The sequence below is a fragment of the Mesorhizobium sp. B2-7-1 genome (genome assembly GCF_006440735.1).
Classification (GTDB): domain Bacteria; phylum Pseudomonadota; class Alphaproteobacteria; order Rhizobiales; family Rhizobiaceae; genus Mesorhizobium.
In genome coordinates this window covers 1-9,437 of the sequence record NZ_VFUA01000166.1, presented here as the reverse complement: position 1 = coordinate 9,437, position 9,437 = coordinate 1, and the positions used below count along the sequence as shown (strand labels likewise).

At 62.0% G+C, this 9,437-nt stretch carries 16 protein-coding genes and 2 pseudogenes; 12 read left to right on the top strand and 6 right to left on the bottom strand.

Annotated elements, in window-relative coordinates; all coding sequences use genetic code 11:
* The 3 genes and pseudogenes from FJ471_RS33165 to FJ471_RS33155 all read right to left on the bottom strand — a co-directional run.
* Nucleotides 1-264: pseudogene (locus FJ471_RS33165) on the bottom strand (hypothetical protein); the annotation flags it as partial.
* 150 nt (nucleotides 265-414) lie between these two features.
* Complete coding sequence (locus FJ471_RS33160; RefSeq protein ID WP_140809992.1) at nucleotides 415-606, bottom strand: hypothetical protein; 192 nt, start codon at nucleotides 604-606, stop codon at nucleotides 415-417.
* A 27-nt stretch (nucleotides 607-633) separates the two neighbouring features.
* The gene (locus FJ471_RS33155; RefSeq protein WP_140809984.1) at nucleotides 634-855 is read right to left on the bottom strand and encodes a hypothetical protein; all 222 of its coding nucleotides are present in this window, start codon (nucleotides 853-855) and stop codon (nucleotides 634-636) included.
* 561 nt (nucleotides 856-1,416) lie between these two features.
* Between FJ471_RS33155 and FJ471_RS33150 the strand changes: the two genes are divergently transcribed.
* The 7 genes from FJ471_RS33150 to FJ471_RS35020 all read left to right on the top strand — a co-directional run bounded on the left by FJ471_RS33150 (nucleotide 1,417) and on the right by FJ471_RS35020 (nucleotide 3,456).
* Nucleotides 1,417-1,620: a hypothetical protein gene (locus FJ471_RS33150; protein ID WP_140809976.1), complete on the top strand. Its 204-nt coding sequence runs from the start codon at nucleotides 1,417-1,419 to the stop codon at nucleotides 1,618-1,620.
* Between the two features lie 68 nt (nucleotides 1,621-1,688).
* Complete coding sequence (locus tag FJ471_RS33145; RefSeq protein ID WP_181179926.1) at nucleotides 1,689-2,033, top strand: hypothetical protein; 345 nt, start codon at nucleotides 1,689-1,691, stop codon at nucleotides 2,031-2,033.
* 66 nt (nucleotides 2,034-2,099) lie between these two features.
* Nucleotides 2,100-2,336, top strand: coding sequence for a hypothetical protein (locus FJ471_RS33140; protein WP_140809960.1), 237 nt, complete (start codon nucleotides 2,100-2,102; stop codon nucleotides 2,334-2,336).
* Nucleotides 2,333-2,659 (top strand): hypothetical protein, encoded by a 327-nt coding sequence (locus FJ471_RS33135; RefSeq protein ID WP_140809942.1) that lies wholly within the window; start codon nucleotides 2,333-2,335, stop codon nucleotides 2,657-2,659. Before FJ471_RS33140 ends, FJ471_RS33135 begins: the two co-directional genes overlap by 4 nt.
* The gene (locus FJ471_RS33130; protein ID WP_140809934.1) at nucleotides 2,656-2,931 is read left to right on the top strand and encodes a DUF1488 domain-containing protein; all 276 of its coding nucleotides are present in this window, start codon (nucleotides 2,656-2,658) and stop codon (nucleotides 2,929-2,931) included. Before FJ471_RS33135 ends, FJ471_RS33130 begins: the two co-directional genes overlap by 4 nt.
* A 79-nt stretch (nucleotides 2,932-3,010) precedes the next feature.
* Nucleotides 3,011-3,193 (top strand): hypothetical protein, encoded by a 183-nt coding sequence (locus tag FJ471_RS33125; protein WP_140809926.1) that lies wholly within the window; start codon nucleotides 3,011-3,013, stop codon nucleotides 3,191-3,193.
* A 116-nt stretch (nucleotides 3,194-3,309) separates the two neighbouring features.
* The gene (locus tag FJ471_RS35020) at nucleotides 3,310-3,456 is read left to right on the top strand and encodes a hypothetical protein (protein WP_181179925.1); all 147 of its coding nucleotides are present in this window, start codon (nucleotides 3,310-3,312) and stop codon (nucleotides 3,454-3,456) included.
* Between the two features lie 203 nt (nucleotides 3,457-3,659).
* On the opposite strand, the gene FJ471_RS33120 is transcribed toward FJ471_RS35020, so the two are convergent.
* The 3 genes from FJ471_RS33120 to FJ471_RS35460 form a co-directional block, all read right to left on the bottom strand.
* Entirely contained in the window at nucleotides 3,660-3,908 is a 249-nt protein-coding gene (locus FJ471_RS33120; RefSeq protein ID WP_140809918.1) for a DUF982 domain-containing protein, read from the bottom strand.
* Between the two features lie 498 nt (nucleotides 3,909-4,406).
* Nucleotides 4,407-4,847: a hypothetical protein gene (locus FJ471_RS33115; RefSeq protein WP_140809900.1), complete on the bottom strand. Its 441-nt coding sequence runs from the start codon at nucleotides 4,845-4,847 to the stop codon at nucleotides 4,407-4,409.
* Nucleotides 4,848-5,118: 271 nt separating this feature from the next.
* The gene (locus tag FJ471_RS35460) at nucleotides 5,119-5,382 is read right to left on the bottom strand and encodes a hypothetical protein (RefSeq protein WP_246684898.1); all 264 of its coding nucleotides are present in this window, start codon (nucleotides 5,380-5,382) and stop codon (nucleotides 5,119-5,121) included.
* Nucleotides 5,383-5,566: 184 nt separating this feature from the next.
* Here FJ471_RS35460 and minC point away from each other — a divergent pair, with 184 nt between their 5' ends.
* From minC to FJ471_RS35125, 5 genes and pseudogenes are all read left to right on the top strand, one after another.
* Nucleotides 5,567-6,466: a septum site-determining protein MinC gene (gene minC / locus FJ471_RS33105; RefSeq protein ID WP_140809898.1), complete on the top strand. Its 900-nt coding sequence runs from the start codon at nucleotides 5,567-5,569 to the stop codon at nucleotides 6,464-6,466.
* A gap of 102 nt (nucleotides 6,467-6,568) precedes the next feature.
* Nucleotides 6,569-7,384, top strand: coding sequence for a septum site-determining protein MinD (minD, locus tag FJ471_RS33100; RefSeq protein ID WP_140809896.1), 816 nt, complete (start codon nucleotides 6,569-6,571; stop codon nucleotides 7,382-7,384).
* A complete protein-coding gene (gene minE / locus FJ471_RS33095; RefSeq protein WP_140809894.1) occupies nucleotides 7,381-7,653 on the top strand; it encodes a cell division topological specificity factor MinE in 273 nt (90 codons plus the stop codon). Before minD ends, minE begins: the two co-directional genes overlap by 4 nt.
* 290 nt (nucleotides 7,654-7,943) lie before the next feature.
* Nucleotides 7,944-8,831, top strand: coding sequence for a DMT family transporter (locus FJ471_RS33090; protein ID WP_246684897.1), 888 nt, complete (start codon nucleotides 7,944-7,946; stop codon nucleotides 8,829-8,831).
* A gap of 390 nt (nucleotides 8,832-9,221) precedes the next feature.
* Nucleotides 9,222-9,437 (top strand): annotated as a pseudogene (locus FJ471_RS35125) (hypothetical protein); the annotation flags it as partial.

Sequence of the window (9,437 nt, the reverse complement as noted above, 5' to 3'; positions counted from 1 at the left end):
GCCTGCGTCGAGCGTCTCGATCAGCGTCTGGCCGACGGTCGCATAGTGGTGCTCCTCGACGCCGTAGCCGACAAGGCCGATGCCATGCTCCGCGCAGAACTTCACCAGCGCCGCGACGCTTGTCGTATCGCGCGGCCGCACCAGCGCCGAGGCGCCGAAATTGCGAGCGTCAAAACCCGGATCGCGGGTGGCGAGTTCGGCGTTGTCCCGAATGCTGGCGTCGGGGAGGGTGGCGCGGAGGGAAGATAAAAGGCCGTTGCTCACGCTGGCGGACTCCTTCTGAAGCTGAACCTCCAACCTATAGAGGCGGTAGCGCAGTTGGGCCACACCGGGACAATGATTGCAGGGCTAAGTTTCGCACGTGCCAGCTGCGCTGCTTCGATTGCGGTGTGGCAACTTTCGCATCGGCGCGGATCAGGATGTTCTGCCGGCCTGTTCGCGCCTTTGGGCATCTTGGCTATTCAGCTGAGCAACAAGCTTTTCCGCGTGCCGCGTCCTGATTCCAACTGTCGGCTTCTGCTCGAACTCGGCAGGTTGGCCGGTAAAGACGTCGAAAACGGTCCAACTGTTCGGTTCGTCCATCCTCAGTGCGTAGCGGTTTGCCATGCTTGCATCCTTCTGGTCTCGCGCCGGCTAGACGAGCCCGCTCAGGCCCGTAGGGACAAATACCGACGCCAGCACGGCTGCAATCCACAGCGCAACATAGAGCGTCAAGGCGAGTCTTCCGTGTGCGAAAAGCGCTCCGCGCATTATCTCCGCGGCATTTTCCATACGTTTCGATCCGGCCGGCTCCGCCGCGGCCTGAGGCTTCGTCGCGCCAAACTTGCCGAAGCCACGGGAGGTCCGCTTGGCCATGGATACGACCTCGAATGTTATTGCAATGCCGGAAGTGGAGAGCGGTGCGCCGGACGACCCACATTGCCGCCAAGTGCTCGGATTTCTCGATGCCCTTTTCGGGGACAAGCCTATCGTCTTATAGACGGCTTTGGATTTGGCGGATAGGAGTGAAAGAATAATTGCAGGGAAGCCCAAAAATGTTTTGGATGAAATAATCTGAAGATTTCAGCGCCTACAAATCGATTTATCGCTGTTTCAGGCCCAAACCTGAGATTTCTATTTACTCAGGAAAAAAATATTAGACGTACAAGTCTTGCTTTGAGCGCAATTGAGGCGCATACAAAAAGTGTTGATTTGGTTGAGTTGGCTTTCGCCCCGTCGGAGCCGCGCCAATCCTTTCCGAATTTTCGATAGCGAAGCGTTGCGCCGTTCCGGCGCGGCATTTTGCTCGTTTGAACCCTGGAACGACGCAGGGCGCTGACCACGGATGTACTGGCAGCACCCGCGAACCGTTCCAGCGGTTCGACCGAAGTAATGCGGAAGTCCATCCTGGCATGTTTTCACGGGAAAGCTGCAATCGTGGCCATTCGCATCGCGTCGTCCGTCGTCGTCTGCTTTGGCTTTGCCTTGGTGCTGTCGCGCTTCAGACGCGCCGCAACCGCAGGGTATCTTGCCGATCTCGACGAAGAGGCCTGGAAGGGCCTTTCCTGCGCCGCGCAACGCAACGCGGCCGCTTTCATTCACCTGCCGGCGATCCTCCGTACAGTGGGGTTCGCACGGTAAAAGCATCGATCACCGGCCTCTCTCGAGGCGGCGCTCGATGACGACCGGAGACAATCATGACAAGCCTTATGCAGCGCAACACGCGGCCGATACGGCACGGCGCCCCGCCGCGGTTGTTCGACATCGGACAGGCGGTCCGTCTGAAGGGAGATTTCCGGACATCGACCGCGGAAGTCTACCACGTCACCGGCACGCTGCCGCCAAAAGAAAACTCGCCGCAATACCGCATCCGCAGCGACACCGAACCGCATGAGCGGGTAGTGACCGAGGACAGGCTGGAATCGGCCGGAACCCCGGCGTCGGACCTCGGCCTGATGCTGATCGAAAGGACGTTCGGACATGGCCAAGGGACAGCGGTGCTCCAATCGCGAGATGAGGAAGGCAAAGCAGGAAAAAGTTCTGACCAAGCCTGAGAGTCCGTTCAATCAAGGCGCCGGCCTCAACGCAAAGGGCTCGATGCCGTCGCGCGGCGGGTCTCGATGAAGGTCGTAATCGAATTCTATCGCACGCGCCTCACCGATGACGCGCATGCCGTCATCGGTCGCGAGACGGTGCTGGCAACCGATCTCGACGATGCAATCGAGATCGCGCGACTTTTGGCGAGGACGCTGAACATGCCGCAGTGGCCGGACGCGGTCACAATCTCCGAAGCGGACGGCGCGGCGCTTTATTCGGAGATTATTGCCGCGCAGGAAAGCGAGGAAAGACCGGCATGAACAGTCCCATGGCCAACGGCAAAACCGAGGCTGGTCACAAGGCCGTATCCGGCTGTTCGCAAAACAATAGAGACTTGTCGGGCCATGCCTTCAGGGATCATCAATACGGCCGCCGTGTCGAAGCGGATCATTCCTGGACAGTCTATCATGTCTTCACTGGAATTCCGGTGCATGTCGACGGCGCTCCGATGGTCGGGCTAACGCATGCGCATGCGACGAAGAGCATGCTGGATCTCAACCGTCGCAATGTCGAGGCTCGAAAGGAATGGAATAGAACCCGGCCAGCAACTGAATATGCTGAAATAAGGGTGGGCAACCCATGACGCTCGCCTTTCCAAATCCCAGCCGGAGCTTCGATCAAACGCGCCGCGCCGTCTGCTTCATTGGCCACGATGGTATGTTCCAGGTCCGCTTCTTCGTCGAGGTCGAGGCCCTTGGGACATTTAACGACGATGCTGGGGGTAGGGAAACGGCCGAGATAGCATACCTTTCGGCATTCGACGCCCTGCGCAGTTCCATCCAGGACGCCGCCAGCAAAGCATATGCGCGCGAGCGCCGAAACTCCTACACGCTCACTGCTTCCGGCTTCCGATAAGCAGGAAGCCAATATCGCACGAAAAGCACGCAGCCGCGAATAGCCTTAGCCCTGGCTGCTCTAAGAAAGGATAATGCCGATGCGTTCCATGAAAACCCCCGAGACGATGCCCGCCGCGGTCAAGCCGATCGTCAGGTCTTCAAACATCATGTCCGCGCGGCTGACGATCAGGAAGGACGAGGCAGCAATGCGCAAGCTCGCCGACACTGACGGCACCGTGCGGCGGGCACGTCAGATCGCAGAGCGCAATCGCCTGATTTGACGTGTGGCCACCTGGCAGGTGCCTCTTAATTTGGGCCTTGTATCTCGCGGGCTGTCTTCCCGATCCTAGGCATGTCCAAATCCCTTGGCGTACACGGCCTAACCGGAAGGAATACCATGGCGATAAAGCCCAACTATCGATATGAGCGCAGCAAACGCGATCAAGCGAAGGCGGCAAAGAAGGAGGCGAAGCTCGCGGCCAAGGTGGCGAAAGAGAAGGTGGTGGAGCAGGAAGACGAGCGGGGGAGCACAGATAACGGATAACGTCGCGTTAGGCCGACCGGCCTTGGAACCGCAATGACAAAACGAGAGTCCGATCACTTCGAAATCGATGTGGAATGCCCTCAGTGTCGGCACCAGGCAAAAACGCGTGTGGGCTGGGTACGCACTCACACCCAGATGGAGTGCGAAAATTGCGGCGAGATCATCGACATCGAAAGTAAGAATTTCAGATTACGCGAACAACCTTAAGGTGTCACAAGAATGGCCGCCTCGCGGGCGGCCGCTATGAACGCCTTGCGCGCGAATGAAGCCGGTCGGCGCCCGCTGTTTGCATCTGTGCAGGCCTGAATGGCTGCGCGGTGCTTATCGCTTCGCTTGCCGCGCCATCTTCGAAGTAGGAAGTCCAGGCAGACGGCCGCATCGCCGATTGCCTCCTGCCCCCCGGTCGGATCAGCGATAATCGTTACCGGCTGGTCGAATTTTTCATTTGCCATCACTGCGCTTAGGCCAGTGTGCGCAACATAGCAACCACTGTTTGTTGTGAGACTATCGGATGGGTGAACGGGAGGTAGGGTCGAGTGATACGATGCTAGGCAGTTGGTGGGGAACCAGCTGCAAGCAGAGCTCCGTTCGCGTGATGCAGCCAAGGACAGTCTCCTGGACAGCCCGACCTACTTAGCAAGAGGTCAAGCCGGACTGTCCTCGCCGCACCAGCGAGATCGTACTCTGCGCCTTTGTTTCCTGTCTGGCCAGTGGAACCGTTACAAATGAGCCGTTGAATACCACGGGATGCCTTATGGCGAACGATAACGGCCAGCCTACATTTGACGGGATCGTCAAAAGGCTGATGCATCAGACGGGCATCACCGAACTCAGGCGCTCGAACTCATCCGTTTTGTCGGTTTGAATTGGCAGTCCCTCGTTAGAGAGGCGAAGGCGCTTAAAGTCGGGAAATCGTAGCCGTGTCCGTCGCGGGCCAGCAATTGGCTTCTCTAATTACTACTCGCCCAGATCGAGCACCCGACCTTCTGCCCAGTGTCTGCATCCCGCACCGTCTTCGCAAACACCCGCCGCAGGCCCGTCCTGCTGGATGCGACGCCCTTGCTCGCGAGGTAGGTCGGGTCGCCGACTTCCCAATGGTAGCGTGTGTTGGCAGGCGCCCGCTTCCAGGTGAATTTCGAGCGGTAAGCCACCTGGCCAGGCGTGGTGTCGGCGAACCGGCAGTTGATGGTCGCCGGCATCATGCCCTTGGCGCTCATCGCGCTGACCACCTTGTCGGCGTCGTCGGTCGTCAGCCATTGGTTTATGCTGCTCGTCTGGCGTTCATCTATGCCAGTCGGCTGATGCGTCATGCATCCTGCAAGCAGCATCAGCGCTGCCATCGCTGCGCCTGCCTTGCTTGCTCGCTTGCTGTCTTTCCGATCGATGCCCATGCCCGTCTCCTTCTTGAAGAGAGTGGAAGTCTCGGGCAAGAGGATCGTCGGCGCGCATCGCTTCGTATATTAGGCGCTTCACATGCCGTGCGGGCTTGGCCGCTATCTCTTCGCGTTGGAGGGGGGAGCGATCGCCCCTGGAACAATGTCGGTGTTTTGGGCCACCTTTATCCGCCAGCCGGACTGTTCCTTCTTCACCACCAGAAGCAGGATGCCTTCCCGTGTTCCGGCGGGGGAGCCGTCCGGAGCGGACGCACCGGTCAGGGTCCATCTATAGTGCAGCGATGCGAGGCCCGGAGATAATTCGACGACTGACGAGACGATACCCTCCAACCGGCTGTCGCGAAACATGGCCCCATGAGTCGCGCGGTGCGCCGCTTCGATCTCGGCGCGGTTTTTTCCACCACATGCCCACGACATTGACGAAATTGGCATCCTCGGAAAACAGCACCGCGAAGTCGTCCATATCGTGCCTGTTCCAGGCATCGGCGAAGGCGGCTGCGGCATCCTCAGGCTTGCTGATCTCCAGTCTCATGACAAGACCTCCCTTGCTTTCCGCCCGCTCGGGGTGAGACGATAGCGGCATCGGCAGGCCCTGTCACCGAGCTGCCACAGAGCTTAGCCGCGCCACTTCCTTAACGGCCCCGATCCCCAAAATTAACCTTTTGTTAACCATTCGCCCGGCACCCTTTAACCATTGAGTAAGGATTCGCTCGGACGTGACCTTCGCCGCCCCTTTGCACAACAAATCGATCCGCTTTCGTGCCCGTTCCTTCGTCGCTTTCACGTTGACGCCGGAGGCGCCGATCGCCGACTGGCTGGAAGGGCTGGATCACTGGATCGCCAACTCGCCGGGCTATTTCAACGGGCGCCCGGTGGTGCTGGATTTGAACGTCCTGCAGCCTGGGCCGGAGGAGATCGTAGCCCTCGTCGGCGTGCTCGGCTCGCGCGGCATCCGCGTCTATGCCATCGAGCTCGAAGGCGCCGAGCTCGGGCCGGATTTGCCGCCGCTCTTGGCCGGCGCCAAGGAGGCGACCGCGGAAGGCCTGCTGGGCCGGGCCGCGCGCAAGGCGCGGGCCGAGGAGCTGGAAGCGGCCGCCGAGGAACGGGTGCAGGCTGTTCAGATGCCCCAGTTGGCCGCGGAGGTGGCGCAGGCGGAAGTCTCTCCTATCGAGATGTCCGGCGATGAGCCGGTCGACCCCGAACTGGCAAGGCTGGAAGCGGTCAGGATCGAGCCAGCTCAGACCGAAGCGGAAAGGTCCGGGCAGGGCGCCGTGCCGACGCCTTCAGCCGGCACGCTGATGATCAAGGCGCCGATCCGCTCCGGGCAGTCGGTCTTTCATCCGCATGGCGACGTGATCGTGCTGGGCTCGGTCGCGTCCGGTTCCGAAATCGTCGCCGGCGGCTCGATCCATGTCTATGGCACGCTGCGCGGCCGCGCGATCGCCGGCTCTGAAGGCAATATTTCGGCGCGCATCTTCTGCCGCAAGAACGAGGCCGAACTGCTCGCCGTCGACGGCTGGTACACCACGGCCGAGGAGATGGAGGGCGTGTCGCGCGGCAAGGCCGTGCAGGCCTTCCTCGACAACGATGCGCTGTGCGTGGTGCCGCTAGGCTGACGCGCAAGCTTCGGACCGGTTTCGCGTGCAACTGTAGTTAAGAGTCGGCCGTGTCCCAAGCGGCAGGACTGAACATAAGAAGCGCCAACGGAGGCTGGATATATGGGCAAGGTAGTCGTGGTCACTTCGGGCAAGGGGGGCGTCGGCAAGACGACCTCGACGGCCGCGCTCGGCGCTGCCGTGGCCAGGACCGGCAAGAAGGTGGCGCTGGTCGATTTCGACGTCGGCTTGCGAAACCTCGACCTCATCATGGGCGCCGAGCGCCGCGTGGTGTTCGACCTCGTCAACGTCATCCAGGGCACCGCAAAACTGTCGCAGGCGCTGATCCGCGACAAGCGGCTGGAGACGCTCTATCTGCTGCCGGCCTCGCAGACGCGCGACAAGGACGCGCTGACCGAAGAGGGCGTGGCCGAAGTCATTGCGCGCCTCCGTTCGGTGTTCGACTACGTCTTCTGCGACAGCCCGGCCGGCATCGAGCGCGGCGCCCAGCTCGCCATGCGCTTCGCCGACGAGGCGGTCATCGTCACCAACCCGGAAGTGTCGTCGGTGCGTGACTCCGACCGCATCATCGGTCTGCTCGACGCCCGCACCATGAAGGCCGAGCAGGGCGAGGTGGTGCAAAAACATGTGCTGGTCACCCGCTATGACGCGGCGCGCGCCTCGCGCGGCGAGATGCTGTCGATCGACGACGTGCTGGAAATCCTGTCGACGCCGCTCTTGGGCATCATCCCGGAAAGCCAGGATGTGCTCCGCGCCTCCAACCTCGGCGCGCCCGTCACGCTTTCAGAGCCGCTGAATTCCGCCGCAAAAGCCTATCTCGAAGCGGCAAGACGCCTGGAAGGCGAAGACCTGCCGGTGGTCGTCCCCTTCGAACGCAAGGGCTTCCTCGACCGGCTGCTCGGAAGGAGGGCCGCATGAGCATCCTCGACCTCTTCAAGCGGCGCACCAGCGCGCCGGTGGCGCGCGAGCGGCTGCAACTGCTGCTTGCCTATGAGCGCCAAAGCCGCGGCCAGCCCGACCTCGTCTCCATCCTGCGCGAAGAGATCATGGCGGTCATTGCCAAGCATGTGCAGATCGACCAGGACTACCTCCAGGTCTCGATGGACCGCGGCGCGACCATGTCGACGCTGGAGATCGACATCCAGATCCCCAACAAGAGCGCCATGCCGCTCGCCATGGCGGGGTGAGTGGCCGATCTCCCCCCCTTGTGGGGGAGATGCCCGGCAGGGCAGAGGGGGTCGCTGTCGCGCCAGCCCTTCGGGAGCCGCGCCAACGGTTCGTCATACTCGGGCTTTGACCCGAGGATATGCCGCGACGTTCGACACAGAACTCGGCGGTGCGCTTCTTGCTCCGCCCTAGGATGACGAAGGCGGTGAGCCGTCGCCCGCCTTGTCCCACCCATCCACCTCGCCCTGCCTCACGACATCGCAACCGACGCGCCCTATCTCCATCCCTGTACCAGGGGATGGAGCCAGGATTGACCACAGCACAGGCCGCTAACCAAGAGACCCCTGTCGGCGCCATGCCGGTGCTCGGCCTGCTCGGCGCCATCTTGTCGGTGCAGGTCGGCGCCGCCTTTGCCAAGGGGCTGTTCCCGGTTCTGGGTTCGGAAGGCACGACCATGCTGAGGCTCGCCATCGGCGCGCTGATGCTGGCGGCGGTGCTGAGGCCCTGGAAGGTGTTGCCCTCGCGCAAGAACCTGCCCTGGCTGGCCGCCTACGGCATCACCGTCTGCGCCATGAACATGCTGTTTTATGCCGCGCTCCAGCGCATTCCGCTCGGCATCTGCGTGGCGCTCGAATTCACCGGACCGCTGTTTGTCGCCACGCTCGGCTCCCGGCGCGTGCTCGATCTTGCCTGGGTGGCGCTGGCGATAGCCGGCATCGTGCTGCTGTCGCCTTTTGCCGGTATCAGCCGCGGGCTCGATCCGCTGGGCGTGGCGCTGGCGCTGGCGGCGGGAGCCTGCTGGGGGCTCTACATCATCTTCGCGCAGAAGGCCGGCGCCGAGCTCGGCGTGCGCACCTCCGCCTATGGCATGGCGATCGCCGCGGTGCTGGCGCTGCCTTTCGGCTTCAGCGCCGCGCAACCCTATCTGACCGACCCGCACATCATGGCGGGCGCCGCCGTGGTCGGCCTGTTCTCCAGCGCGCTGCCCTTCTATCTGGAAATGCTGGTGCTGGCCCGCATGCCGGCCAAGGTCTACGGTATGCTGGTCTGCCTGGAGCCGGCGGGCGGCGCGCTGACCGGCTTCCTGTTCTTGCACGAGAAGCTCAACCTTTTGCAATGCGCGGGCATCGCCGCCGTCATTGCCGCCGCCTTCGGCGCGGCGGTTGCGGCGCGGCGGCCAGTGCCTCTGCCCACTTGATTCGATCTTCTGAACAGCGGCGATCCCCGAAAAAAAGCCCGAAACGGGTCGGGTTAGGGGCCGCGCCGTGGCCGTCCGTCGGGAATTGCTTCAAACAAAGGGAGCCCAGGGGTTAGCCGTTTCCGCCAAACGGTGAGCGCTTCCGTGCCTGACGGGCCGTTAAGGGATTGGTTGGCCTGGAAAAAAATGACCGCGGCGGCGATCTCGGACCGCATCCGGTGGTTGAAATAAGACTTAGGTCCTATGGAAAAATTGCAATAGGTCCGAGTGGACAAGACAAGGGTCGTGGGCCACTTCCTTATGGCCTGCTGATTGGGGATGCTTATGCTGCGACATTGCCGGTGGGGTAGTTCGGCCGACGGGCTGAAGGGCTGGCATGGGGAGAACGGAATGCGCGCATCGCGCAGGGGCTGCGGGCTAGTCTTGCCGGCGCTGGCTGCGCTAGCGCTTGTCGTCGCGCCTCTCAATCTCTCCGTTGATGGTCTCGTCGTGGCCAAGGCCTATGCCGGCAAAGGCGGCGGCGGCGGTGGAAACGGCGGCGGCAAAGGTGGTGGAAACGGCAACGGGAATGGCGGCAATTCCGGCTCGGCCGGGGGCTCAAATTCC

Excerpts from the sequence above, each read along its gene's own strand:
- FJ471_RS33160 (WP_140809992.1), bottom strand. The coding sequence starts at position 606 with ATGGCAAACCGCTACGCACTGAGGATGGACGAACCGAACAGTTGGACC.
- FJ471_RS33155 (WP_140809984.1), bottom strand. The coding sequence starts at position 855 with ATGGCCAAGCGGACCTCCCGTGGCTTCGGCAAGTTTGGCGCGACGAAG.
- FJ471_RS33145 (WP_181179926.1), top strand. The coding sequence starts at position 1,689 with ATGCAGCGCAACACGCGGCCGATACGGCACGGCGCCCCGCCGCGGTTG.
- FJ471_RS33140 (WP_140809960.1), top strand. The coding sequence starts at position 2,100 with ATGAAGGTCGTAATCGAATTCTATCGCACGCGCCTCACCGATGACGCG.
- FJ471_RS33135 (WP_140809942.1), top strand. The coding sequence starts at position 2,333 with ATGAACAGTCCCATGGCCAACGGCAAAACCGAGGCTGGTCACAAGGCC.
- FJ471_RS33130 (WP_140809934.1), top strand. The coding sequence starts at position 2,656 with ATGACGCTCGCCTTTCCAAATCCCAGCCGGAGCTTCGATCAAACGCGC.
- FJ471_RS33125 (WP_140809926.1), top strand. The coding sequence starts at position 3,011 with ATGCGTTCCATGAAAACCCCCGAGACGATGCCCGCCGCGGTCAAGCCG.
- FJ471_RS35020 (WP_181179925.1), top strand. The coding sequence starts at position 3,310 with ATGGCGATAAAGCCCAACTATCGATATGAGCGCAGCAAACGCGATCAA.
- FJ471_RS33120 (WP_140809918.1), bottom strand. The coding sequence starts at position 3,908 with ATGGCAAATGAAAAATTCGACCAGCCGGTAACGATTATCGCTGATCCG.
- FJ471_RS33115 (WP_140809900.1), bottom strand. The coding sequence starts at position 4,847 with ATGGGCATCGATCGGAAAGACAGCAAGCGAGCAAGCAAGGCAGGCGCA.
- FJ471_RS35460 (WP_246684898.1), bottom strand. The coding sequence starts at position 5,382 with ATGAGACTGGAGATCAGCAAGCCTGAGGATGCCGCAGCCGCCTTCGCC.
- minD (WP_140809896.1), top strand. The coding sequence starts at position 6,569 with ATGGGCAAGGTAGTCGTGGTCACTTCGGGCAAGGGGGGCGTCGGCAAG.
- minE (WP_140809894.1), top strand. The coding sequence starts at position 7,381 with ATGAGCATCCTCGACCTCTTCAAGCGGCGCACCAGCGCGCCGGTGGCG.